27 protein-coding genes and 1 tRNA gene are annotated in these 24295 nt (G+C 34.9%); 19 read left to right on the top strand and 9 right to left on the bottom strand.

Annotated elements, in window-relative coordinates; all coding sequences use genetic code 11:
• Window positions 1-3: 3 nt before the first annotated feature.
• A complete protein-coding gene (gene rbfA, locus ACFSTE_RS00645; RefSeq protein ID WP_176031048.1) occupies window positions 4-396 on the bottom strand; it encodes a 30S ribosome-binding factor RbfA in 393 nt (130 codons plus the stop codon).
• 169 nt (window positions 397-565) lie between these two features.
• Here rbfA and mce point away from each other — a divergent pair, with 169 nt between their 5' ends.
• From mce to ACFSTE_RS00620, 5 genes are all read left to right on the top strand, one after another.
• On the top strand, window positions 566-973 hold the full coding sequence (mce, locus tag ACFSTE_RS00640) for a methylmalonyl-CoA epimerase (RefSeq protein WP_176031049.1): 408 nt from the start codon (window positions 566-568) through the stop codon (window positions 971-973).
• Window positions 974-1083: 110 nt separating this feature from the next.
• A tRNA-Ile gene (locus tag ACFSTE_RS00635) sits at window positions 1084-1157 on the top strand.
• Window positions 1158-1519: 362 nt separating this feature from the next.
• A complete protein-coding gene (locus ACFSTE_RS00630) occupies window positions 1520-1756 on the top strand; it encodes a hypothetical protein (RefSeq protein ID WP_176028066.1) in 237 nt (78 codons plus the stop codon).
• A 99-nt stretch (window positions 1757-1855) separates the two neighbouring features.
• Window positions 1856-1978 carry a hypothetical protein gene (locus ACFSTE_RS00625; RefSeq protein WP_303246389.1) on the top strand — a complete coding sequence of 41 codons (123 nt, stop codon included), beginning with the start codon at window positions 1856-1858 and terminating at the stop codon, window positions 1976-1978.
• Window positions 1979-2419: 441 nt separating this feature from the next.
• Window positions 2420-3610, top strand: a complete 1191-nt coding sequence (locus ACFSTE_RS00620) for a hypothetical protein (RefSeq protein ID WP_378257925.1) — start codon at window positions 2420-2422, stop codon at window positions 3608-3610.
• Between the two features lie 535 nt (window positions 3611-4145).
• Here the strand turns inward: ACFSTE_RS00620 and ACFSTE_RS00615 are convergent.
• The 6 genes from ACFSTE_RS00615 to ACFSTE_RS00590 all read right to left on the bottom strand — a co-directional run bounded on the left by ACFSTE_RS00615 (window position 4146) and on the right by ACFSTE_RS00590 (window position 8488).
• Window positions 4146-4853, bottom strand: a complete 708-nt coding sequence (locus tag ACFSTE_RS00615) for a DUF2459 domain-containing protein (RefSeq protein ID WP_378257923.1) — start codon at window positions 4851-4853, stop codon at window positions 4146-4148.
• 124 nt (window positions 4854-4977) lie between these two features.
• Complete coding sequence (locus ACFSTE_RS00610; RefSeq protein WP_378257921.1) at window positions 4978-5370, bottom strand: hypothetical protein; 393 nt, start codon at window positions 5368-5370, stop codon at window positions 4978-4980.
• Window positions 5367-5768, bottom strand: a complete 402-nt coding sequence (locus tag ACFSTE_RS00605; RefSeq protein ID WP_378257919.1) for a VOC family protein — start codon at window positions 5766-5768, stop codon at window positions 5367-5369. The genes ACFSTE_RS00610 and ACFSTE_RS00605 overlap by 4 nt, the downstream gene beginning before the upstream one ends.
• Window positions 5769-5810: 42 nt before the next feature.
• Window positions 5811-6848, bottom strand: a complete 1038-nt coding sequence (locus ACFSTE_RS00600; RefSeq protein WP_378257917.1) for an XAC2610-related protein — start codon at window positions 6846-6848, stop codon at window positions 5811-5813.
• 593 nt (window positions 6849-7441) lie between these two features.
• On the bottom strand, window positions 7442-7621 hold the full coding sequence (locus ACFSTE_RS00595) for a hypothetical protein (RefSeq protein ID WP_176028071.1): 180 nt from the start codon (window positions 7619-7621) through the stop codon (window positions 7442-7444).
• Window positions 7622-7900: 279 nt separating this feature from the next.
• Window positions 7901-8488, bottom strand: a complete 588-nt coding sequence (locus tag ACFSTE_RS00590) for a riboflavin synthase (protein ID WP_176028072.1) — start codon at window positions 8486-8488, stop codon at window positions 7901-7903.
• Between the two features lie 83 nt (window positions 8489-8571).
• Here ACFSTE_RS00590 and pdxA point away from each other — a divergent pair, with 83 nt between their 5' ends.
• The 13 genes from pdxA to ACFSTE_RS00525 all read left to right on the top strand — a co-directional run bounded on the left by pdxA (window position 8572) and on the right by ACFSTE_RS00525 (window position 21432).
• On the top strand, window positions 8572-9708 hold the full coding sequence (gene pdxA, locus ACFSTE_RS00585; protein WP_176028073.1) for a 4-hydroxythreonine-4-phosphate dehydrogenase PdxA: 1137 nt from the start codon (window positions 8572-8574) through the stop codon (window positions 9706-9708).
• Between the two features lie 181 nt (window positions 9709-9889).
• Entirely contained in the window at window positions 9890-10435 is a 546-nt protein-coding gene (locus ACFSTE_RS00580) for a YceD family protein (protein ID WP_176028074.1), read from the top strand.
• Between the two features lie 10 nt (window positions 10436-10445).
• On the top strand, window positions 10446-10643 hold the full coding sequence (gene rpmF / locus ACFSTE_RS00575) for a 50S ribosomal protein L32 (protein WP_176028075.1): 198 nt from the start codon (window positions 10446-10448) through the stop codon (window positions 10641-10643).
• 173 nt (window positions 10644-10816) lie between these two features.
• Window positions 10817-11812 carry a beta-ketoacyl-ACP synthase III gene (locus ACFSTE_RS00570; protein ID WP_176028076.1) on the top strand — a complete coding sequence of 332 codons (996 nt, stop codon included), beginning with the start codon at window positions 10817-10819 and terminating at the stop codon, window positions 11810-11812.
• Window positions 11813-11843: 31 nt separating this feature from the next.
• A complete protein-coding gene (accB, locus tag ACFSTE_RS00565) occupies window positions 11844-12353 on the top strand; it encodes an acetyl-CoA carboxylase biotin carboxyl carrier protein (protein ID WP_176028077.1) in 510 nt (169 codons plus the stop codon).
• An 89-nt stretch (window positions 12354-12442) separates the two neighbouring features.
• Window positions 12443-13786, top strand: a complete 1344-nt coding sequence (gene accC / locus ACFSTE_RS00560) for an acetyl-CoA carboxylase biotin carboxylase subunit (RefSeq protein WP_176028078.1) — start codon at window positions 12443-12445, stop codon at window positions 13784-13786.
• A gap of 210 nt (window positions 13787-13996) precedes the next feature.
• Window positions 13997-14665 (top strand): hypothetical protein, encoded by a 669-nt coding sequence (locus tag ACFSTE_RS00555; RefSeq protein ID WP_378257911.1) that lies wholly within the window; start codon window positions 13997-13999, stop codon window positions 14663-14665.
• A 13-nt stretch (window positions 14666-14678) separates the two neighbouring features.
• Complete coding sequence (locus ACFSTE_RS00550) at window positions 14679-16406, top strand: hypothetical protein (RefSeq protein WP_378257909.1); 1728 nt, start codon at window positions 14679-14681, stop codon at window positions 16404-16406.
• Window positions 16407-16476: 70 nt separating this feature from the next.
• Complete coding sequence (locus ACFSTE_RS00545) at window positions 16477-17847, top strand: hypothetical protein (protein ID WP_378257907.1); 1371 nt, start codon at window positions 16477-16479, stop codon at window positions 17845-17847.
• Complete coding sequence (locus ACFSTE_RS00540; RefSeq protein WP_176028082.1) at window positions 17807-18919, top strand: NAD(P)/FAD-dependent oxidoreductase; 1113 nt, start codon at window positions 17807-17809, stop codon at window positions 18917-18919. The genes ACFSTE_RS00545 and ACFSTE_RS00540 overlap by 41 nt, the downstream gene beginning before the upstream one ends.
• Before the next feature lie 176 nt (window positions 18920-19095).
• The gene (mtgA, locus tag ACFSTE_RS00535; protein ID WP_378257905.1) at window positions 19096-19770 is read left to right on the top strand and encodes a monofunctional biosynthetic peptidoglycan transglycosylase; all 675 of its coding nucleotides are present in this window, start codon (window positions 19096-19098) and stop codon (window positions 19768-19770) included.
• A 2-nt stretch (window positions 19771-19772) separates the two neighbouring features.
• Window positions 19773-20231, top strand: coding sequence for a 3-oxoacyl-ACP synthase (locus ACFSTE_RS00530; protein ID WP_176028084.1), 459 nt, complete (start codon window positions 19773-19775; stop codon window positions 20229-20231).
• 157 nt (window positions 20232-20388) lie between these two features.
• Window positions 20389-21432, top strand: a complete 1044-nt coding sequence (locus ACFSTE_RS00525; RefSeq protein WP_378257903.1) for an alpha/beta fold hydrolase — start codon at window positions 20389-20391, stop codon at window positions 21430-21432.
• 5 nt (window positions 21433-21437) lie between these two features.
• On the opposite strand, the gene ACFSTE_RS00520 is transcribed toward ACFSTE_RS00525, so the two are convergent.
• Window positions 21438-21791, bottom strand: coding sequence for a hypothetical protein (locus ACFSTE_RS00520; RefSeq protein ID WP_176028085.1), 354 nt, complete (start codon window positions 21789-21791; stop codon window positions 21438-21440).
• Window positions 21792-21854: 63 nt separating this feature from the next.
• Window positions 21855-23540, bottom strand: coding sequence for a single-stranded-DNA-specific exonuclease RecJ (recJ, locus tag ACFSTE_RS00515; RefSeq protein ID WP_378257900.1), 1686 nt, complete (start codon window positions 23538-23540; stop codon window positions 21855-21857).
• A 135-nt stretch (window positions 23541-23675) separates the two neighbouring features.
• On the opposite strand from recJ, the gene ACFSTE_RS00510 reads away from it, so the two are divergent.
• Window positions 23676-24266 carry a carboxymuconolactone decarboxylase family protein gene (locus tag ACFSTE_RS00510; protein ID WP_176028087.1) on the top strand — a complete coding sequence of 197 codons (591 nt, stop codon included), beginning with the start codon at window positions 23676-23678 and terminating at the stop codon, window positions 24264-24266.
• Window positions 24267-24295 lie beyond the last annotated feature (29 nt).

Below are 24295 nucleotides of genomic sequence, written 5' to 3'. Positions count from 1 at the left end.
GATTTATTTCTTTTGTCTTCGCTCTAACTGCTCTGGGTTTTCCAATGGATTATCCAACCCCTTAACTGCTCGTTCTATGGAAGCAATATACTCCAGAGAATCATCAATAAAAAATAGCAATTCGGGGGTTCGACGTAACTGATGTTTCGTTCGTTGAGCTACTTGATGTTTAATCTGGGATTTTACTGCCTGAATTTCTTTTAGTACGTTTTCTCCTTCTTTACTTGGAAAAACACTCAGATACACTTTTGCCTGTGACAAATCTGTAGTTACACTTACTTTGGTTACAGAAACTAAAATCCCCTGCACTCCTGCTTCCCTTAATGCCTGCTGCACAATATCAGCGATATCTCGCTGTAATACTCCTGCTATCTTTTTCTGTCTATTTGTTTCCATGGCTGCAAAAATACACATTTCCGGCAAGTTTCCATAAGAAAGCTAAGCCCCATTTACCGTCCAAAAACCCTATTTCTCCACCTGTTTCTCCAAAAAATGAATCTCAACAGGTTATTACAAGACAGAAGTATGTATTTTTATCCATATTAAAACAAACAACATGGATCACATCAAAAAAATAGAACATTTAGGTATTGCTGTCAAAGATATCAAACAGGCGAATGCTCTATACGAAAAGCTTCTTGGCGTGCCTCCTTATAAGCAAGAGGAAGTCAGTAGCGAGTCCGTTATCACATCTTTCTTTAAGGTAGGAGAGAGTAAAATAGAACTTTTAGCCAGTACAAATGAAGAGGGACCTATCGGAAAATTTATCGCTAAAAAAGGAGAAGGAATTCATCATGTTGCATTTGATGTTGATGATATAGAAGCTGAGCTCACACGATTAGAAAAAGAAGGATTTCAGCTCATCAATAAAACCCCAAAACCCGGAGCAGACAATAAACTAGTTGCTTTTATTCATCCTAAAACGACCAATGGGGTTCTCGTGGAACTCTGCCAGGAACGCACCAAGGAATAAAAAACACTCACGGTAAGCAACTTATCTCTTACAAACAGCTGAAGCCTAAAAAATAGTAAAAAAATGTTTGGTGTGTTTGTTTCATTTACTTAAATTTGCCAACCGTTTTAGGTCCCATAGCTCAGCTGGTTAGAGCACCTGACTCATAATCAGGGGGTCCTTGGTTCGAGCCCAAGTGGGACCACCTTATAAAACTTAAAAGCCTTATCTGTTACGATGAGGCTTTTTTATTTGCATACAGTTTGTATATCTGTTAACAGTATTTTCACAAAGAATTTCAAGGATGATTCTTTGATTTTTATTTTTATTGATACTCCCCTACTTGATTATCTACCTTCAATTAATTTGTATTTTAGATATAACTAAGCGTGGTTTTTGCTATTTCCTTATTGATGTACGAGATATATGGAATTTTAAAAGCTGATCGCTTTTTAACACAAAAGCAATGATAAATTACTAGAACCCTCTTTAGAAAAAATTCAAACCACCACTATTGAAAAAGGAAGACCTTTTGCTACTTATAAAGGATCATTACATTCCACAGACATGAGTCGCTACTACAAAAAAACCAGGAAGTTTCTTAATGCTACTGCTTATCTGGAAGCACTGATTTCTCTAGATTATTTTGCTTCCAGAGATGATTTATACCAATATGGTCAAACTATTATTATTGAAATGGAAAATCCTGATTTCGATTATTGGTTCGCTTTAAAGCTCCGTCAATATGATACTGACTTAAAACACCTCAAAGTTTTTTTAGATTATCCTTTTGATATAACCTAAAAAAACACAGAAGAATTCAGAGAATTTATAGAGCTTATTTTACTTCAATATGATGATGTTCTCATTTCAAACAAAGTAAAACCACACGTACAAAAATTAATGCGTACTTCATTTTATGCAGAACCAGATGAAAAAGAATCTAAAATAGCTACTAAATCCAATAAGCAACCTCTTGCAACAGGAAATCATCACTCCTTTACATTAACTGCACTAAACTACTAACTCCAGATATTTTATAACCTAAAAACATGAAATCAAGGAAGTCTTTGACGACTTAACGAATGAAGGAAAAGTCAAATTTTTCAACCAGAGAATTGATAAAAAAAAGACTGGTATGGGTTCACAAAAAAATATACCTCCGATATTTTGTTCAGTGCCTCATGGAAAATAAAAAAATTGTCCCATTAGGAAATAGTAAGAAAAGTAACAGCTATAATCCAACTAATTAACCCGATCTACAACCTCTTTAGATATGAACAGGTAATACGACTGAATGTTTTAAAACAAACATAAAATCCTGAAAATATGCACATTAAATGATTTTAAACATAAGTGTTTTATTGTTTAACGTAAAATTAATTCTTATAACATAAAATTAATACCTGTTCCGATTCACGTTAATTAGTTTTGCGGGAGTATTTAACCAATTTATATTAATATTATATGACAACAATTTTTAAATTTTACAGATTAATAACATTTCTTCTTATCTCCACGTTTTTTATAAGTTGTGATAAAGAAGGTTTTGAAAGTGAGACAAATCATTCCCATGAACACGCTACCATTGAACAAGAAGAAGGGGAACATCTCACTAAAAACAAGCTTCATAAAGTAATGACAAAAGAAGCGGCAGATGCACTCGCTACAATGGTAGTCATAGGGTATGCAAAAGATATTTTATCATCTACAGGCAAAAATGCGATATTTCAATACGAGTCGCCTAAAGATTTTGCAACACATCAAAAGGTTCAAGATAGATTAAAGCAGTATGTGACAATTGATATAAGTCAGTCTATACCAAAAGCAAAATTTCCGCTAATAGTTGCAAAAAATAGTAGAATTAGTAGTACTGAGCAAGCAATGTTAACAGCAGAGACTGAAACCAAGCTTGCAAAACAATTAGATGCTAGATTAACCAAAATGAATTTGGGTCCCTTGTATGGTGCATATATAGGAGGATATTCAGACCCAAGTAAAATAGAGCTAGTAGGAGCATCAGATTTAGAATTATATACTCCTAAATTTAGAGGAGCTGATGATAGTAATGTAAAAAAAGCATTTGATAATGCAAAAGAGTATTCAAATAAAGTAATAGATTTATTAAATGACTATAATAAATCAATTTCTGGAGGTGTAGTAATAGGAGGTGTAAGAATCTCTGTAAAAGATATCAATCCTAAAGTTACAAGTAATTTTAGTAGTGGACAAGTATTTAAAAGCTTCCATGGAATGATTGTAGCTATGAGTAAATATGCAAGTTCTATCGACACGAATTCATTTCTTTTTGAAATAGCTTGTAGCGAAAATACCACAAAAGTATCTTCTTGTTTTCCTTGCGCAACATTTATGGCATCTCAAAGGAATTCAGCAACTTCTGTTCATTTAGGAAGAGGAGATAACTGGAATATACCCTCTTCTTGTCCAGTATTTATGCAAACTGCTTGGCAATCTAATATTATTAAATGGTACGAAATTGGATTAAGGTCACTTAAAAACAATAGTGACTGGAATGCTTTTATTTCTAATTATTCACATGAAAATATAGAAAATAAACTTATTCCTCAAATGTTTCTTGAAGCATTAACTTTTGAAGATTCGTTCACTAAACGAATTTTAAATACCTTACCAAGCTAAAAAGAAAAATATTTGGTATTTAAAATTTGGATAAAAGCAGCAGTACTATAATAAAAAAATACAATAAACTTTATAAACAGAGTTACAAACCAGGGCAATTTCATTTGACTTTTTATAGTCCAATTACCTCTACTTTGTGTGCAAAAAATCAATGTTATTGACAAAATGCTCTAGCAAAATCGCTTTTGAGGTTAATTTTTACATAAAAATCTTACAATTATTTTCAGAACATCTGTCAAAAACAATTATGATTTTTTAAATGAAATTGTCCTGGTTACAAACCTAATGGATGGGAAGATTATTTTTAGGTTTTAAGTGTTTTATAAAACTTATATTGTTTCTTAGAATACGTACTACAAATATTTTTTCTTCTATTGGATAAAAGAATATGGTATACGCCTTAAACTTATATCTCAAAAACAATCAAACACAAAAAAACAACTCATAATCAGGGGGTCCTTGGTTCGAGCCCAAGTGGGACCACCTTATAAAACTTAAAAGCCTTATCTGTTACGATGAGGCTTTTTTTTTATTTTTAATCAACACCAGCTTTCTCTTCCTTTTCTCTTATTCTTGTGTACTTGTTCAGAAGCCCAAAATCAAAAGGAGTCCAATAACATGCCCTTAATCCACTATCCTTAAAACCCATATTCACCCAGGAATTACAGGTTTTAAAGCAAGAATAACTTCCTTTTGCCTTAAAAAAATCATCTGTATCAGTATACCCTATTCCTGGAAGTAGTTGTTTTTCTTTATATTCATCCAACTCAAAGGTCTGCAGTATGTATTTTTGCAATTGTATTATTCTTGATACAGATGCTTTAACAGGCACCCAAGATACTTGCCTCTGTTGATAGCGTGTCACATGCAATAATGTAGTACTTTGTAAAAACAGTGCAGAAAATGCGTTCTGAAATGTCAGGTCTCCCCAGGTCGGTGTATCTTTATAAAAACTCTCATCTCCCCACCCAAAAGAAAGATAACGAGTTCTTTCCAGATTAGGTATCCCTTTCAGCAAGGTAGAATCCATCGTCTTTTTTTCAAAAATAACATCCAGATGAACCCCATTAGTACTTAGGTAGATCGTGGCTGTCTTTTCACTTTCATCAGGAGTCTTATTTACTGTAATAGCCGTACAAATCAATGAAATCAGCAAATACAACACCGGGATCAACATCAAACAAAGAAAAAGAATCAAGATTCTTTTAATTCGCTTTATCCATTTTATTTTACTCCGCTCCAAATTGTTATTTTAAATTTACAGACGTTGTAAAAATACGCTTAATTTTATCATATGCATCGTTTGGCATCTTACTCTATACTCCTAATCAGAGGTTAACACATTTTTATCAACTGCAAAGCCTTTTTTACTTATCATACAAAGCCGCAGCACGCCACTCCATAACTACCAACACAAGAATTACCAAAATCTCCAGAAGAAAATACCCTATCCCCAAAGGTGTCATCATTTTACAATAATAAAGTATTATCCCAGATGTCACACAACAATATCCAAAATTCAGCACTGCTAAAAATCGCATCGCTAAACGCCAAAAAGAATGCTGAGCAAACAACAGACCATTTACGAATGAATACACAGCATAACTCCCTGCAATTGCAGCTAAATTGACCAATATATCTGATGGCAACCTAATATACTCTTCAAAACGAATCAATACAAATCCAAGCATAAAAGCAGTACACAAAGCTCCAGCTGCATCTAATAAAAATAATCGTTGCGGATGAATTACTCGTTTCATACTGTTGTATTAGGTATCGGAGTACATATTTCGATTAAAAATCCATTCGGATCTCTCAAATACCCGACCGTTTGCCCCCAAGGTTTTTCCGCTAACGCTACTTCTTGTTTGGCTCCTGCGGCAATGGCTTTTTCAAAATCTTCCCGTATAGATTCAGTAACAAATGTTAACGTCATTCCATATGGGCGTTCTGCCAATGTACTTGCTTGAAATCCTTTTTTAAAATTCATATCTCCCAGAGTTATCGAAGCAAAAGCAATAACAGTTTCTCCTGACTGCAACTCTCCATAATCTTTCTCCGGAGTAATCATTCGCCGTGGAAATCCAAATGCTTTGGTATAAAACGTCAGGCTATCTACCACCTGTTCTACATACAGAATCACATATCCAAACTTCATATTTTTTATAGCTATAATTTATTATTAAAAATACTATATCGTTTATCCATCTACATTAACAAGCTTCTCACTACTAACACCTTGCATTGCCCCTTGTAATGTACTCAAATCCCCAGATAAGTGGTATTTTTTCCCATTAACATATACATAAATCCCCACAGCCATAACTTTATCTTGTTTTCGTTTTTCATAGATTTCATAAATAGCTTCTTTATTTTTAAAAATTAATTTACTTTTTGAAGCATCTATTGTAAACCTACCTGCATCTATCAGATTATCAGCAGGAAAAGAAAATTCCACTAGCTCTCCCTCTGATTTCAACAATACATAATTCAATCGCCCTTCCGAAGCGAAAAGCAAAACCTTTTTCTGATTTTTAAATAAACGAAAACTCATCAAAACCTCTATCGCTACCCCCTCCTTATTCATTCGGCGTTCTGTTTTTTCAATGGCTCGCCCTCCTCTCCAGGTCTTAGTTCGTGTGATATGATATAAATATTGATACTCTTCTTCAACCACTTCTATCGGTACAGGAACATTATTCACTACCTCAAATTGAGAAAACTGATGCCAGCAACAGCCACTCTTAGTCATTGTTTCAATTGTCTTGGTCTCATTGTTCGTTTGAAACATCCCACAATACTCCTGAGCCAACCTGGTAAATGAAGGACTGTGAATCAACTGTCCTTCTCTATGAAGATATACCTGATAAGAAGGACCATGATAACAACTATATTGCCCATCCATAACCACTATATCTTTGACTCCATCAAAATTAACATCTTCACTAATAATGATACTTTGTTCCCCATACGGCAATGACACCACCCCTGTTTCAACCTCTCCCTCTTCATTCAGCGAAAAAGTAAGTTCTTCTGAAGATATTGCAACCACCTCCTTTTCGGATAGTTTTTCTAGAATGATCACTGTTCCTTTTTTAAACACTTCTTCTTCATATCCCTGATCAATAATCAGCTTCCCTTTATAAACATCAGAAAAATCATTTATCAGATAAGTGGTTTGTCCAATAACTGAAAGCGACAAAAACCAAAATATAACACCTATTCTTAATTGTTCCATATACTTATGTGTTATTTTGTTATTCCTAAAACAAAACGCTCCTAAAAAATATGTTTTTTTACATCCTAAAAACATAAAACCTCCTCATTAATATATTACAGACATATTCCCTTATAAAGATATTCGATATTTTAATATCCTTTATCACCTACCAACAGCCTCTCCCCATAAACCTTAATCAAAGAATACAACAACCTGCTACTATACTGAAACTTATATAAACAAAACTATCAAACTTGATAGTTTTACTTATTTATTTGTAACAAAACATTAACATTCATTACTATAATACAGCTTCAAATCACAAGAATTAACTTAACACTTTATACAACACTAAAAGAAAAAAAATCGGAAAGCTCTCCCCAAAAAACAGGAACTATTCACTCTATAACACCTGCAAGGAAGCAGATATATCAAAAAGCTTATCTAGGAAGAAATAACAATATAAATTCAGGCTTTTATACTGTTTTAGAAAATAATAATAATCACTCACAAGAGCACAACCCCTTTCGAGTCAAAAAGCAATACTGAATTATTGTGTTAGCCCCTAACACAATAAATATCAGCGTTCTAAATTGCACAAAAAAACTATACTAAACCCACTCCTCAGGATTATTCTGAATAAAAGCCGTTTTTTCTTTTCCGTACATTCTAATTAATTGCTCTTCCGTGTAGTCTTCTACCAGTTTTTTACACCTGGTATAAATTTTAGGATACGCAGTAGCCGATGCTATTGATTGATTACCAAACAGATTCTTGAAAATTGCTATCATAACTCGTCTTCATTAATTAATTGCAAATCTTATATAGGGTATTACAATAATACAGAAATTAAAGCAGAATTTTTTTTTGGATTTTTAAAATCTTCTTTTCTAACTATGTCCCCCTGGTTAGACAATAACAAAAAACATACCAAATGACTTCATCAAAATTATCTTTCTAATAATAAACCCCTTGAGAAATAATATATATCGTCAGTTTATTCTCTACATCCACTCAGGAGATATTTTCCTCGAATAAACCTCACTATCGAAATGAATACTTTATAATAACTATTGTAATTCAGTAATTCTTTTCACATACTTTCCTATAACATCAAATTCTAAATTAACAACCGTCCCTACAGAGAATGTATTAAAATTTGTATGTTCATGTGTAAATGGAATTATCGCTACACTAAAGGCTTGTTTTTCAGAATCCACCACTGTAAGACTTACTCCATTAACTGTTACAGAACCTTTTTCGATGGTTATATTATTTAAAGAAGGATCATAGGAAAACGTATAGCGCCAGCTCCCTTCTTCCGCTACAATACCAGTACAAATTGCTGTTTGATCTACATGCCCCTGAACGATATGACCATCCAATCGATCTCCTAATTTCATTCCACGTTCCAGATTAACCACATCTCCTTCTGAAAGGTTATTTAAATTCGTTTTATCCAGGCTTTCCTTGATAGCAGTGACTCTATACGTATCTCCATCAATAGCAACGACCGTAAGACATACTCCATTATGCGCAACACTCTGGTCTATCTTTAATTCTGGTGTAAAATCAGCCTGCATAACAATATCCAAATTATCTCTGTCTTTTTTTAATGAAATGACCTTTCCTTGCTCTTCAATGATACCTGTAAACATAAATGCGAATTATTTAGTTAAATTTGTGTCCTTTAATTCGGAAGTATTTTATACTTCAAAAATACTCATAAAGTAGGTTATAAATGAAGAAAGCGGAAAAAATAAGATTAGGAATTTCGATAGGGGATCTCAACGGAATAGGTAGTGAGGTGATCCTCAAAACATTCGAAGATGGCAGAATGCTTGATTTTTGCACTCCGGTTATCTTTGCATCCATAAAAATTGTTTCGTATCTAAAAAAATATCACAAAACAAACATTAACCTGCATGGAATTGATGAAGCCTCCCAGATTACCGACGGGAAAGTCAATGTACTCAACACCTGGAAAGAACCGGTAGATATCAATTTCGGAAAAGAAGACAGTAAGATTGGTCAGTATGCCATAAAATCACTAAAAGCGGCTACACATGCTTTAAAGAATAATGAAGTAGATGTTCTGGTAACAGCTCCTATCAACAAACATAGTATCCAATCCAAAGAGTTTAACTTCCCTGGACATACTGATTATTTGAATAAAGAACTAAGAGGGAACAGTCTAATGTTTATGGTTACAGATGAACTCAAAGTAGGTTTACTAACTGACCATGTAGCTATTAAAGACATTGCGGAGACAATTACTCCTGAATTAGTCACTCAAAAAATACAGACAATCCATCATACTCTCAAACAGGATTTTGGTGTCTCCAAACCCAAAATAGCTGTTCTGGGAATTAATCCTCATAGCGGAGACAATGGAGTTATTGGTATGGAAGATGAAAATGTTCTAAAACCAACGATCAAGAAGATTAATGATCAGGGGATGTTAGTGTATGGTCCTTATGCAGCTGATAGTTTCTTTGGATCAAACAATTACAAATCTTTTGATGCGATTATTGCTTCCTACCATGATCAGGGGTTAATTCCTTTTAAAACCCTTTCCTTTGGCATGGGTGTAAACTATACCGCAGGGCTCGATAAAATAAGAACCTCTCCGGATCACGGTACTGCCTTTGAAATTGCAGGTAAAAATAAAGCAGATCACAGCTCCTTTAAAGAAGCCGTTTTTGCAGCTCTAAAAATATATAAGAACAGAAAAGAATATAAAGAACTCACTAAAAACCCATTAAAAAAGCAACCTAGAAAACCACAACAAAAAAACAAACAGGAATCCAATCATCCGGATGCTCAAAAAGAAAAAAAAGCACCTTTTATAAAACAAAGAAGCAACGAAGAGGAATAAAGCAAGTGGAGTGCTCTTTTTTTTAACCAATAGACAAACACTCAGAACACCAGCTTTTTAAAGAAAAAGCGAGTTTTTATTTTTTGATACTCATAATTTTGTTCACAAAAAAGTGTTTATAACTATTTTTTTTTATCTTTGCACCCGCCTTATTGGATATGAAGGCTTTCGAAACTGAATTATGAATACGAAACAACTAAAAGAGTTTAATATTCCTTTTGTTGGACTGAAGCTAGGAATACATCAGTTCGAGTATGAGATAGACAATACGTTCTTCGAACATTTTGATTATGACGAATTTAACAGTTCAAACATTAGCATACAATTAGAGTTCAATAAAAAAAGTACATTATTCGAACTTAAGTTTTATGCTAGAGGAACAGTTAATATAAATTGCGACGTCACAAATGAGCCTTTTGATCTACCAATAGAAAATGATTTATTCTTAGTGATCAAATTTGGCACAGCATACAATGACGAAAATGAAGAATTACTGATTCTCCCACATGGAGAATACGAAGTAAATGTTCAGCAATACATATATGAATTAGTTGTATTAGGATTACCTCAAAAAAGGGTACATCCAGGAGTTGAAGACGGAACATTAGATTCTGACATACTTGATAAATTAGAAGAATTAAGTCCAAAAAAAGAGACATTAAAAAAAGATAATGAGGAGATAGATCCTCGTTGGGATAAATTAAAAAACTTATTAAACGATAAATAATAGCTAAGCAATGGCACATCCTAAGAGAAAAATCTCCAAAACAAGAAGAGATAAAAGAAGAACGCACTATAAAGCTACTGTACCACAAATTGCTACTGATCCTACAACAGGAGAAGCACACTTATACCACAGAGCTCACTGGTTTGAAGGTAAATTATATTACCGAGGACAGGTGATTATTGATAATACTGAAGAGGCAGTGGCGTAATGTAGACTGTTAAAAAATCAATTAAAGCTCTCACAAATGTGAGAGTTTTTTTGTTTTTAGTTGAATATGTGTCAAAATCCATTTATTTTGCGCCATATTTACAATACAATTTAGTAATTTCAACGACTTTTTAAGCATGCAATGCTTTAGTTTTGTGGAACTAAAATTAAGATATGAGTAAAATCACAGCCGCTATCACAGCTGTAGGTGCCTTTGCACCTGAATATGTGTTAACCAATCAGATCTTGGAAACAATGGTTGACACCAACGACGAATGGATTACCACTCGTACAGGTATAAAAGAACGCAGAATCCTAAAAGAAGAAGAACAAGGAACTTCTTTTTTAGCAATTAAAGCTGCTGAAGACCTTATCAATAAAAAGAATCTTGATCCAAAAGAGATTGATATGGTAATCGTAGCTACTGCCACTCCCGACCTTCCTGTAGCATCGACAGCTGCTTATGTAGCTTCTCAAATCGGCGCAACCAACGCCTTCTCTTATGACTTACAAGCCGCTTGTTCTAGCTTCCTTTATGGAATGTCTACTGCCAGTCGCTATATCGAATCCGGAAGATACAAAAAGGTTCTTCTCATCGGAGCCGATAAAATGTCTTCCATTATAGATTATACGGATCGCGCAACCTGTATTATTTTTGGAGATGGAGGAGGAGCTGCTCTTTTTGAACCTAATGAAGAGAATTTAGGATTACAGGATGAATACCTACGATCAGATGGTATCGGTAGAGAATTTCTTAAAATAGAAGCCGGAGGGTCTATCCTTCCTCCTTCTGAAGAAACGATAAAAAACAGACAACACTTCGTAAAGCAGGACGGGAAAACAGTATTTAAATATGCTGTATCCAATATGGCTGGCGCTGGTGAGGAGATCTTAAAACGTAATAACCTTACCGGGGATGACGTAAATTGGTTAATAGCGCATCAAGCAAATAAGCGCATAATTGATGCTACTGCCAAAAGAATGGGACTAAATGAGGACAAAGTTCTCGTAAACATACATAAGTATGGTAATACGACTTCAGCGACATTACCATTATTATTAAGTGATTTCGAAAAACAATTAAAAAAAGGAGACAACCTAATATTCGCCTCATTTGGTGGAGGTTTTACATGGGGTGCTATTTATCTTAAATGGGCCTATAATTCCTAACTAAACAACTAAAAACACAATACCCAGTATTATGGATTTAAAAGAAATTCAGAATTTAATAAAATTCGTTGCTAAATCAGGAGCTAGTGAAGTAAAGCTAGAGATGGACGATGTTAAAATCACCATCAAAACAGGATCAGAAGATGCTAAAGAGACAACCATTGTACAACACCTTCCTGTAGGAGGACAATTGGCAGCTCAACCATTACCACATGCACAACCAGCAACTCCTGCTGCACCAAGTACTCCTGCGGCTGCACCAGCAGCAGCTAAAGAAGAAACTGCAGAGGATGATTCTAAGTACATTACTATAAAGTCTCCAATCATTGGTACTTTATACAGAAAACCTTCTCCAGACAAACCTACATTTGTAGAAGTAGGAGACACAATAAAAGAAGGAGATGTACTTTGTATCATTGAGGCAATGAAGTTATTCAATGAAATAGAGAGTGAAGTATCTGGAAAAATCGTTAAAGTATTAGCAGATGATTCTTCACCAGTAGAATTCGATCAACCATTATTCTTAATTGATCCATCATAATTAATATTAAAATTTCAAATCCCAAATCGATACCTTGTTTCGTCCTGGTATCTGAATTTGTTTTTTGGATGTTGTAATTTTCAAAAGTTATGTTTAAAAAAATTCTAATTGCAAACAGAGGTGAGATTGCCATGCGTGTCATTCGAACCTGCAAAGAAATGGGGATCAAAACTGTAGCGGTATACTCTACTGCAGACAAGGATAGTCTTCATGTACGTTTTGCTGATGAAGCGGTTTGTATCGGACCTGCTCCCAGTAATGAATCTTACCTAAAAATGGCAAATATCATAGCCGCAGCAGAAATCACAAATGCTGATGCTATTCACCCGGGATACGGGTTTTTATCAGAAAACGCTAAGTTTTCTAAAATTTGCCAGGAACACGACATAAAATTTATTGGTGCCAGTGCAGAAATGATCGACCGAATGGGAGACAAAGCTTCTGCCAAAGCAACAATGAAAGCTGCTGGAGTACCTACCATTCCAGGAAGTGAAGGGATTCTGGACTCTTATGAAGAAACAGAAAAACTCGCTGATGAAATGGGATATCCTGTAATGCTAAAAGCTACTGCCGGAGGTGGTGGAAAAGGAATGCGTGCCGTATGGGCTAAAGAAGATTTGAAAAAATCTTGGGATAGTGCCCGACAAGAAGCCGGAGCTGCCTTTGGTAACGACGGCATGTACATGGAAAAACTCATTGAAGAACCAAGACATATAGAGATCCAGGTTGTAGGAGACAGCAACGGAAAAGCATGTCATCTATCCGAAAGAGATTGCTCTGTGCAACGAAGACATCAAAAGCTTACAGAAGAAACCCCTTCTCCATTCATGACAAATGAATTAAGAGATCAAATGGGGGAAGCTGCGGTAAAAGCTGCTGAATATATTAAATACGAAGGTGCAGGAACCGTAGAGTTCTTGGTAGACAAACATCGTAATTTCTACTTTATGGAGATGAATACCCGTATTCAGGTAGAACATCCTATTACTGAGCAAGTAGTAGATTACGATTTAATCCGTGAGCAAATTCTCGTTGCTGCAGGAGTACCGATTTCTGGAAAGAATTACTATCCTCAATTGCACTCAATAGAATGTAGAATTAATGCCGAAGATCCTCATAAAGATTTTCGCCCGTCACCAGGGAAAATAACAAACCTGCACATTCCGGGAGGTCATGGAGTACGAGTAGATACACATGTATATAGTGGTTATATTATCCCACCAAACTACGACTCGATGATTGCTAAATTAATTACAACTGCTCAAACAAGAGAAGAAGCAATTAATAAAATGAAACGTGCCTTAGATGAATTTATCATCGAAGGAATTAAAACTACCATTCCTTTCCATAGACAACTAATGGAGAACCCTGATTATGTAGCAGGGAACTATACCACCAAGTTTATGGAAGATTTTGAAATGGAAGCTTCATAAAACTAAATAAAAGGTTGATCATACTGATCAACCTTTTTTATTTCTCTCTTTTCTTTACTTCTTTCCCTTCCGATAAAATTCCCTGAAAACAGGGGGTGTGGAAATACCATAAAACGTGTTCCTTGTACATTTTTTTCCTCAGAAATTTGTACCGATGATTTCTCGGTAAGAAGCACACCTTCCGAATCTCATCACAAACACCCTCTATCGATGCGACAAAGAATATATTATACGGGGCTATTATGTCTGTTATTAACCCTAACTTCTTGTTTTGAAGTTCTGGAAGAAGCCAACATCCATGAAGATGGTACAGGAGAATACACCCTAACCGTAAATCTAAGTCAGAGCAAAACTAAAATAACTTCCATAATGCTATTGGACAGTATCAATAGTTATAAAGTTCCTTCTAAGTCCGATATTCAAAAAGGTATTTCAGAAATTGAAACATACATCAAAAAAACTCCCGGTATTACCAATGTCCGGAAAAAAGAAGATTTCGACAATTACATATTCTCCATACATTGTTCTTTTGACAATATTGCGACCATCAGTACTATCACCAGAGAGGCATTAAAAAGACAAAAAACGATCTCCAATGTCAACTTAACATACGCATATTCCTCTAGTGACAATCGGTTTACAAAAAAATTTAACTACGACCCGGAAATACACAATCAATACAAAAAATTATCTCAGGATAACCAGGAAGTATTTACAGATGCCATCTATACTTCGATTTATCGGTTTCCAAAAAAGATTACCTCTTTTACGAATAAAAAAGCTCGGGTATCCAAAACAGGCAAAGCGATTATGTTGCGAAATACCATAACAGAACTGATCAACGGAACTGCCATAATAAACAACACTATACAACTCTAATTTATTTTTTCTGATGAATAATTACTATATCACTTTTATCCTTTGTCTTGTTTTTTTAGGGATACAAGCACAGGACTTGGCTACTAAAATCCCTAAAACTGCAAATATTGTTGCCACTATAAAAGGAAAAAACATAACAGACCTCCTAAGCATCCATGAATTCGACAATACGAAACCTGGAAAAAAACTACTAAAAGAGATTTCTAGAAAAAGTAAATTACAGACATCTTCCATCTCAGAATTAGGAATCGATTTTGCTGCTAGTGCTTACTATTTCTATCAGGTAACTGATAGTATTACATATCATTGTTCTTTAATCCCATTAAAGGATGTCAAAAAATTCGAAGCACATTTTACTAATCCACAAAAAGTAAAAAAAATTGGAAACCTACATGCATGGTATAAATTTGAAAAACCAGTATTTCTTTGGGACGACTCCATGGTATTATATATTGAAGGGAAATTAACTAACAAATACTTCGATCAACAGGCTGTCAAAGAACGAAATGGTCTATTAACTAAACCAAAAGAAGAGTATCATTACAAAGACCGTGTTTACTATCCTTTTAAGAATTATGATCATAAGAAAGAAATCGAATATGCTTTTATTCTCAATAAGGCAAAAACCATCTTTTCTAATAATAGCCTGGAAAAATCCATTGTAGCCAACAAAGAATATCAGAAAAATTACATTAAAAAAGCAGAAGTATCTGTATGGGTTTCTGATTACCAAAACCTGTATCAATCACATATACTTAAAGATGCGCCCAGATCTCATTACGATATATTATTGAAACAATTGAGCTTTTCTGTTTATGATAGACAAAGTTTTGCTGCAAATTTATACCTAGAGGATTCAGAAATAAAAATTACAGCTACAACTCATATGGGAGACGAAATGGGGAAAAGTTTTAAAAAAATGAGTAATCGAAAAATCAACAGTCGTTTTTTTAAGTACATAAACGAACAAGAGATGACTGCATATTTATCCTATGCAATTAACACTCAAGCAGTACTAAAAGAGTACCCTAAAATCATTAATCGACCTCTCTTAGGTTCTTATTTACAAGAAATGTCCTTTTTTATAGAACTAATTGCCCTTGTATTAGACGAAGAAGCCGTTGACAAAGTCATTAAAGGCGATATCCTTTTAGTATTATATGATACATTAGAAAAACAAGTTGATCATACTTCATATGAGTATGATGATAATTTTAATCGAATAGAAACTGTAAAAAAACGATCCGAACAAGTTCCTGATTTTCAATTTCTTTTTTCTTCAGAAGACACAAAGCTACTTCACAAATTATTAGACTTAGGAAAAAAGAAAGAGTATGTAACCTATAAAAATGGAGCATACATCATCAAGAATAAAAAACTTCCATTCGATATCTATATAACGATCAAAAACGGGGTCATCGCTGTTGGAAGCTCACTAGAAAGGGTACTTCCTACGACAGTTTCAATATCGAATACGCATAAAAAAATATTAAAAAACAACAATCTCTCTGTTTTCGTTGATAGCAAAAAAATGATAAACCTAATGAGTAGCATTGAAAACAATGAGCAAAGAAAAAAGAAGTATCAATACCTGTATGACAATGTCGAAAACCTTATTCTTACCTCATCAAAAATTCGTAATAATGCTGTAACACTGGAGCTCAAAACAACGGTCCCTAAAGCAGACAAAAACGGTCTGCAATATTTGTTCAGGTTTCTGGAGGAAATGACCAAATATTGATTCCTTAAAAAGAATACCAACAAACAACTTATATCACACAATATTTTAATCAACAGTAAGTTAAATCTCTGTGAAAAGATATAAAACACACCTTTTTATTGCACTACTCCTTCTTGGAGTAGTGTTTGTTATCTTGTATAAAAACTGGCAATCGAGATCCTATAAATTTGTTGTACATGCCGATGCCAATAGGATTGTCAAAGTAGATGTTTGCGAAGTCGCAAAAACATTGCTAATAGATGATGTACAATACTCCAAAAAAGATACTGAAGAAGGTAACACCATTAGAATAAGTACTACATCCAATGGACTACGAATTCCTGCAAATATCTTTTTTTATACAGTTCCCAAAGCTCCAAAAACGATTTTTTGCACCTTAAAAGCTGTTAATATCGAAGAGGCTGTTTCTTTTTTAAGTCAAAAACTACAAATAAATATTCAGTCTGAATCGACTTCTTTTTTCCTAAAAACCAATGAGAAAAGAACCATATCCATGGCTTATTTACACAATACCATAGTACTAGCATACTCTTTTCAAAAAGAAGATATCACTTCCATATTCAGTCAGATTCTTACTGAAGGACATTACCTAACTCCCAATGCTCCCTTATTTAAAAAACTAAAAGAAAAAGAACATCATCTCCAATTCGCATCCCTGGCAGGCGGATATTTTTCGCTGGATGCTACCAAAGGGCAAATAGCACTAAATGGTACTTTCCCTCCGCATCCGGATATTGAATATAGTACCACTACCGAAATCCCCGAATTTGACAGGACCACTCCAATACAATTATTTCTGGCTGCACACCTTAAAAAAAAGGAAAAAGACACTCAAATTTCCTGGAAGAACCACTTTGTTTCACAAGATTCTCTGCTCACCTCATTACAGCATCACTTATTTCTGAGAATGCATGGCTTCACTACACAACAAGATAGTATCATTCGCTACGAATACAATGATAATTTTGAAAAAACAGCAAAGGTTAGCCTACAGGAAAAAAAAGTTCCTTCCCTGCAGATAGATATCCCTATAAAAAACAATAATAACGTGCTATCATATCTAAAAAATCAACAGCTCCTCACTAAGGATCATCGTATTGCAGATGCCCCCATGTATCATTTCTATGCGCAGCAAACAGAAAAAGATTTTGTCATTAGCACCACAAAAACCTTCAAAAAACCCATTGATAAAAGAATTGCATCTACAGCATTCCTGAAATTATATATCCATCTTCCTCCATTGATCCATGAATTACCAAACCCAGTACAATCCTATGGAGCATCTATAGAAAAAATCCATCTTATAGGAAAAAAAGTGAGCGATAATCGCCTCTATATCGATGGAATGATTACTTTTAATAACAAAGAAATAAATGCACTTACACAACTTTTAAAAAAGAATGCAACTAAGTTATTGGGAGACAAAAACATGGTTAACTGATATTGATTATACCATTATAGGAAGTGGGATTGTAGGGTTAAATTGCGCCCTTCAACTGAGAGAAAAATACCCGACAGCCAAAATTCTCGTATTAGAAAAAGGAGTGCTGCCAAATGGCGCCAGTACTAAAAATGCCGGTTTTGCCTGCTTTGGAAGTATTTCTGAACTCTTAGATGATCTCAAAACACATTCAGAAGAAGAAGTACTTCAATTGGTTTACAAAAGAAATCACGGATTACAAATTTTGAGGAATACCCTGGGGGATACTGCTATAGAATACCGCTCCTATGGAGGCTATGAACTCTTTACCCATAATGATGAGTCTTTGTATGAAGAGTGCCAATCCAAACTATCATATATAAACACGCTCTTAAAGGAAATTTTTAAAGAAGACGTTTTTTCTGTTACTGATAATGTTTTTGGTTTTAAAAACATTCAACCATCCTATATCTATAATAAATTTGAAGGACAGATCAATACAGGCAGCATGATGAGAGCCTTGCTAAAAAAAGCCCATGAAGCTCATATCTTACTGCTCACATCTTCTTCCGTATCTCATTATCAGGAATCGCAAGAACATGTTTCTGTCTATACCCCCAATTTTGAATTCAAAACAAAAAAACTGTGTATTGCTACAAATGGATTTGCTTCGTCATTCGACATTCCGAATGTAAAGCCTGCCAGAGCGCAAGTTATTATCAGCAAACCTATTCCCAATCTAAAGATTAAAGGGACCTTTCATTTGGATAAAGGATATTACTACTTTAGAAATATAGATAATCGAATCCTTCTAGGAGGAGGAAGAAATCTCGATTTTAAGGGAGAAGAGACTACCAATATGGAGGTTACATCTACTATTATCAATGCACTTTCCGAATTACTACACCATACTATCTTACCAGAATATACTACAGAAATAGCACATTCCTGGAGTGGTATTATGGGGGTTGGAGATCAAAAAAAGTCAATAGTACACCCTTTATCTGATCGAGTGTACTGCGGTGTCCGTCTGGGAGGAATGGGAGTTGCTATCGGTAGTTTGGTAGGAAAAGAGTTAGCAGACCTGATATAAAAACTTACATTCGCATAAACGGGGAATGAATCTCATCAAATAATTATGTAATTTTCCGATTTAGTAAAATACCTTGAGGCAAATCCACGAGGCATTCGTTAGAAACAAATTTTCAATTTCAAGGCAAGCCTTGAGGTATCATCCTCTTTGGCGACGCCAATAAACCATACTCCACCTTGAAAAAAATTGCACGTTTTATATATCGCATTCTTTTTTACTTCCTTGTTCTTAGTGTTGCTTGGGTTTCTTTATATAAATGGGTTGCTGTCCCTATAACCCCACTAATGATAATCCGATATATCAACTCTGACAGCAAAACGATACGACACCAATGGGTACCGCTGGATAAAATTTCTAAAAACCTACAATTAGCAGTAATCTGTAGTGAGGATCAAAAATTTATATCCCATACAGGTTTTGATACCGCTGCAATACGAAAAGTAATCGAAAATAATCAGGGCAAAAAAAGAATGAGAGGTGCCAGTACCATTTCACAGCAAACCGCCAAAAATGTATTTTTATGGTCTGATCGAAGCTGGATTCGAAAGGGGTTAGAAACTTATTTTACTTTCCTGATCGAACTCCTATGGGATAAAGAACGCATTCTGGAAGTATACCTAAATAGTATTGAAATGGGAAATGAGGTATATGGAGCACAAGCTGCTGCTTTATTTTGGTTTAACAAACCGGCATCAGCACTATCTAAAAAAGAAGCTACTGCCATTGCAGCCATTCTCCCTAATCCAAGAAAGTACATTGCATTTCCCGCTTCTCCCTACATCCAAAAAAGACAACAATGGATTGCCCGGCAGATGGCTAATTATGGTACCTTCGTATTACCAAATGAATAAATATGATACCTGAATCTATTAAAAAAGAGCTACTGGCTCGTTGTCAGCAATATATTGATGAAAGAGTCTCTCGTATAAAAAATAAAATAGCTGACATTCAGGAATCTCTCACTTCCGAAACAAAAAGTACTGCTGGAGATAAACACGAAACCGGGAGAGCTATGCTCCAGTTAGAACGGGAAAAAGCAGGTCATCAACTTGCCGAAATACAAAAACTACAACAGATCCTAGCAAAAGTAAGTACCACTTCTGACACCGTGAATATTCGTCTTGGAAGTGTTGTGTATACAACGCAGGCTAATTATTATATCAGTATATCTGCCGGAGTCCTACAATTAGAAAATGAGCAGTTTTATGCAATTGCTCCTGATACGCCTATTGGAAAATTACTTATCGGAAAACAAGCCGGAGACCTAATTACCTTTAATCAAAAAACAATCACAATTACAAAAACCCTGTGACCTTTTATTATAAATGAAAAAAATTAGCTTTTTATCATCCTTTATAACAAAAGCTTTAGTAGAGATTGGGGGTATCTAACAATTCATACAGTTGTGCCTCAAGAAACCTGACTTGATAGAAAAAAGCTGGATCAAATGCTGATCGAAGTCAAAAACAATGCTAAAAAGTAATGTTGCTGTTTTTTACACGACAGAAAATCAAAGATATACAGTTGATGTATCGTATCTTGTATATAAAAAAGCAACTCATATTATGAAAAACAGCTTCTTTTTGCTTCTTATAGGAATTCTGATAATCAGTTGTAAACCTTATAGTAGTACTACGAAAACAACAACACAGCCAATGACCTATTCTTCTTTTAGACAACTACAAAAATCCTATCCCTCTGCAGATGGTCTTATTAAATATATTGATCAAGGTAGTGGTCCGGTTATTTTACTTCTTCACGGAGTTCCTTCTTCGGGGTGGTTATATCGAAAAATGATTACTCCATTAGTGAAGAATGGATATAGAGTAATCGTCCCGGATATGCTGGGCTTTGGGGCTAGTGATTCTCCAACAGGTTATGAACTTTATAGCAGTAAGCATCACAGTCAGCGATTACTAGCACTTATGGATTTTCTGAAAATTGATAACTGGGCACATGTCATGCATGATGCAGGAGGGTTGTGGACCTGGGAGCTTTTAGCACAAGCTCCACAACGCATTAATAGATTAATTTTACTGAATACGATCGTTTTTGAAGAAGGGTTCACTCCTCCTATACGGATGAAACCCGGTTTCCTGGCTAAAACCGCGATGTGGTCTTATCGCAATGGTATTACCACTAATATGCTACTCAACGGTTTATTCAAAGCTGGAATTGAAAACAATACCTTAACCAAAAAAGATATTGAAGGGTACAAAACTCCCTTATTAGAAGGAAAAACAAAAGGAATGTACTATTTCTTTTCAAAAACCTGCAATGACCTGCCTGATTATACAGCTGTTTTTCAAAAAATTTCTATCCCCGTGGCTGTTATTTGGGGTAAAAATGATTCCATGCTACAATGGGAACCACAAAAGGAAAAGATCATAAATCATCTGAAGGTTGCCCCGGAAAATATTAAGTTACTCAATGAAAAGCATTTTATTCAGGAGACAAAAGCTGAAAAAATCAGTGTAGCAATCACACGTTTTCTGAAGGCAAATCAACTATAGAGCTTTTAATTAAGGCTCAGGTTTTTTACCCAGGTTTTGAGCTCTACTCTAAAAATAGTTCCATTGATTAATTCATGAATTTGATGAATTTCAGATTTACTAACAGCTAAATCTATTTTATTAGAAGGTGTTCTAAGTAATAAAGATCTACAATGTTCCTGCCCCGGGCACTGACTACAACAATGAGAGGCTACTGTTTTTTCGCAAAAATGAGAGAAGTCTTTTAATTCATTGAGCGTAAGAAGAAAACCTATATCCCTGAATATCAATTGAATTTTGGGTATTGATGTTTCCATTTCTTTTTTCCAATAAAAAGACATTCCAAAATTGTTACTGTATATCTTATCAATCGCGCTCATTCCAATTCATAAATTTTGAACCAAAAATAACAACTATTTATAATAAATCTAAATAAAAACAGATTATTTTATATCCTTCAGCTTTAATTGTAGCGATACATTGCCATTCCATTCATTCTCATCCAATGTATAAGCCACTTTAAATCGTTGTCTATTTTTAATAATTTCATGATGTTTTCCTAGTCCAAAACCAATAGCTCCAAATTGTTTGCCATTTTTAGCAATAGTACATTTGAGGTGTTTTTCATCTGCGCCAACTGGCTTTCCATACCCGGTATCTATCACATCATTAGTCATAAAAACCGGTGCCATATTACCTGGACCAAAAGGAGCAAACTGTCTTAGAATACGATACATTTTTGGGGTTATTTCTTCTATATCCAATGGCATATCGATCGATACTTCCGGGATTAGCAATTGCTTATCAATGGTAGTAGCAACTACTTCTTCAAATTTTGCTTTAAAAGCTTCGTATTTTTCTTCCTTTAGTGTCAGACCTGCTGCGTATTTATGACCTCCGAATTGCTCAATATGATCTGTACAATTTTCCAAAGCATTATAAACATCAAACCCTTTTACAGATCTGGCAGATGCCGCAAGCTTCTCTCCACTTTTGGTAAAAACCAATGTAGGTCTGTAATAAGTTTCAATTAATCTGGAAGCTACAATTCCAATTACTCCCTTATGCCAGTGCTCATCATAGACAACAGTGGTAAATCGATCTTTTTCTGAATTCTTATCAATTTGAAGAAGTGCTTCTTCTGTAATGGAATGATCTGTCGCTTTTCGTTCACTATTGTAAACTTCTATTTCTGATGCAAACTGCAATGCGGTATCATATTCTTTTTCCTTTAGTAAATACACTGCATACAGCCCATGTTTCATTCTTCCTGCCGCATTAATCCTAGGAGCTAATGTAAATACTACATCTGTAATGGTTAAGGTTTCTTTTTTTACCTGAGATAACATTGCTCTAAACCCAGCTCTTGGCGCCGTGTTAATTACCTGAAGTCCATAAAATGCCAAAATCCTGTTCTCCCCTGTAATAGGAACAATATCAGCTCCAATAGCCGTAGCAACTAAATCCAGATAAGGAGTTACAGTCTCTATAGAAGCTCCTCTTCTTACCGACAATGCCTGAATTAATTTAAACCCGACTCCGCAACCACAGAGTTCTTTATAAGGGTAATTACAATCTTCTCTTTTGGGATCTAAAACAGCTACTGCCTCTGGTATTTCATGCCCCGGTCTATGATGATCACAAATGATAAAATCAATTCCTTTTTCATTAGCATAGGCAATTTTATCAATTGCTTTTATACCGCAGTCCAACGCGATAATGAGGTTTATATCATTATCCGAAGCATAATCAATTCCCTGATAAGAAACTCCATACCCTTCTGAATAGCGATCCGGAATATAGGTCGCTATCCGATCAGACACGGTTTCTAAGTACGAAGACATTAAGGCTACAGATGTTGTTCCATCTACATCATAATCTCCATATACCAATATATTTTCTCCTTCCTCAATTGCTTTTTCTATTCTGTGAACAGCTAATTCCATATCCTTCATTAAAAAAGGATCATGAAGGTCTTCTAAAGAAGGTCTGAAAAATTGTTTTGCTTTTTCAAAGGAATCAATTCCTCGTTGCACCAGTAAGGATGCTATAACTGAACTAACATTCAAAGCATGTGCCAGTTCGGTAACTTTTTCTCTATCAGGTGCCGGAGCGATTGTCCATCTCATGTATTGCGTGAATTCGAGCTATTACAGAGACACAAAGTACAAAAAATCATCTCTTATACCGTCTATATCGGCAGACTTTTATAAATTAGGTACTTTTAAAAAAATTATAAAACTCTTTATTAAAATATAACCAAAATGCCATTAGTAACACCATTATCACCAGATCACGATATAGAAACAAAAGAACTTGCCGAATTTTTTAACGAAACCTTGGGGTTCTGTCCAAATTCTGTATTGACAATGCAAAGAAGACCTGCTATATCCAAAGCTTTTATCAACCTCAACAAAGCAGTTATGGCGAATGAAGGGAGGGTTACTTCTGCCTTAAAGCGAATGATTGCTTGGGTAAGTAGTAATGCGACTGGATGCCGATATTGTCAGGCACATGCTATCCGAGCAGCTGAACGCTACGGAGCAGAGCAGGAGCAACTGGATAATATCTGGGATTACAAAACACATCCTGCATTTAGCGATGCTGAAAGAGCAGCACTGGATTTCTCTTTAGCTGCTTCTATTGTTCCTAACGCTGTTGATCAAAAAATAAAAGAAGAACTTCACAAATATTGGGATGAAGGAGAAATTGTAGAGATGCTGGGAGTAATTTCTTTATTTGGTTATCTAAACCGATGGAATGATTCAATGGGAACAAGCATTGAAGATGGTGCTGTAGAGTCCGGAGAAAAATATCTGGGAAAACACGGATGGGAAAAAGGAAAACACATCTAAAAGATAAAAAACGGTTTGGGCTATTTTTT

Source organism: Aquimarina hainanensis (assembly GCF_042684685.1).
Taxonomy (GTDB): Bacteria; Bacteroidota; Bacteroidia; order Flavobacteriales; family Flavobacteriaceae; genus Aquimarina; species Aquimarina hainanensis.
Note: the sequence above shows the minus strand (reverse complement) of the source record. Positions and strands in the feature narration are given on the sequence as shown.

Coding starts and splice junctions, on each gene's coding strand:
- rbfA (WP_176031048.1), bottom strand. CDS start 396: ATGGAAACAAATAGACAGAAAAAGATAGCAGGAGTATTACAGCGAGAT.
- ACFSTE_RS00630 (WP_176028066.1), top strand. CDS start 1,520: ATGAGTCGCTACTACAAAAAAACCAGGAAGTTTCTTAATGCTACTGCT.
- ACFSTE_RS00625 (WP_303246389.1), top strand. CDS start 1,856: ATGCGTACTTCATTTTATGCAGAACCAGATGAAAAAGAATCTAAAATA.
- ACFSTE_RS00620 (WP_378257925.1), top strand. CDS start 2,420: ATGACAACAATTTTTAAATTTTACAGATTAATAACATTTCTTCTTATC.
- ACFSTE_RS00610 (WP_378257921.1), bottom strand. CDS start 5,370: ATGAAACGAGTAATTCATCCGCAACGATTATTTTTATTAGATGCAGCT.
- ACFSTE_RS00605 (WP_378257919.1), bottom strand. CDS start 5,768: ATGAAGTTTGGATATGTGATTCTGTATGTAGAACAGGTGGTAGATAGC.
- ACFSTE_RS00600 (WP_378257917.1), bottom strand. CDS start 6,848: ATGGAACAATTAAGAATAGGTGTTATATTTTGGTTTTTGTCGCTTTCA.
- ACFSTE_RS00595 (WP_176028071.1), bottom strand. CDS start 7,621: ATGATAGCAATTTTCAAGAATCTGTTTGGTAATCAATCAATAGCATCG.
- ACFSTE_RS00590 (WP_176028072.1), bottom strand. CDS start 8,488: ATGTTTACAGGTATCATTGAAGAGCAAGGAAAGGTCATTTCATTAAAA.
- pdxA (WP_176028073.1), top strand. CDS start 8,572: ATGAAGAAAGCGGAAAAAATAAGATTAGGAATTTCGATAGGGGATCTC.
- ACFSTE_RS00580 (WP_176028074.1), top strand. CDS start 9,890: ATGAATACGAAACAACTAAAAGAGTTTAATATTCCTTTTGTTGGACTG.
- rpmF (WP_176028075.1), top strand. CDS start 10,446: ATGGCACATCCTAAGAGAAAAATCTCCAAAACAAGAAGAGATAAAAGA.
- ACFSTE_RS00570 (WP_176028076.1), top strand. CDS start 10,817: ATGAGTAAAATCACAGCCGCTATCACAGCTGTAGGTGCCTTTGCACCT.
- accB (WP_176028077.1), top strand. CDS start 11,844: ATGGATTTAAAAGAAATTCAGAATTTAATAAAATTCGTTGCTAAATCA.
- accC (WP_176028078.1), top strand. CDS start 12,443: ATGTTTAAAAAAATTCTAATTGCAAACAGAGGTGAGATTGCCATGCGT.
- ACFSTE_RS00555 (WP_378257911.1), top strand. CDS start 13,997: ATGCGACAAAGAATATATTATACGGGGCTATTATGTCTGTTATTAACC.
- ACFSTE_RS00550 (WP_378257909.1), top strand. CDS start 14,679: ATGAATAATTACTATATCACTTTTATCCTTTGTCTTGTTTTTTTAGGG.
- ACFSTE_RS00540 (WP_176028082.1), top strand. CDS start 17,807: ATGCAACTAAGTTATTGGGAGACAAAAACATGGTTAACTGATATTGAT.
- ACFSTE_RS00530 (WP_176028084.1), top strand. CDS start 19,773: ATGATACCTGAATCTATTAAAAAAGAGCTACTGGCTCGTTGTCAGCAA.
- ACFSTE_RS00525 (WP_378257903.1), top strand. CDS start 20,389: ATGCTAAAAAGTAATGTTGCTGTTTTTTACACGACAGAAAATCAAAGA.
- ACFSTE_RS00520 (WP_176028085.1), bottom strand. CDS start 21,791: ATGAGCGCGATTGATAAGATATACAGTAACAATTTTGGAATGTCTTTT.
- recJ (WP_378257900.1), bottom strand. CDS start 23,540: ATGAGATGGACAATCGCTCCGGCACCTGATAGAGAAAAAGTTACCGAA.
- ACFSTE_RS00510 (WP_176028087.1), top strand. CDS start 23,676: ATGCCATTAGTAACACCATTATCACCAGATCACGATATAGAAACAAAA.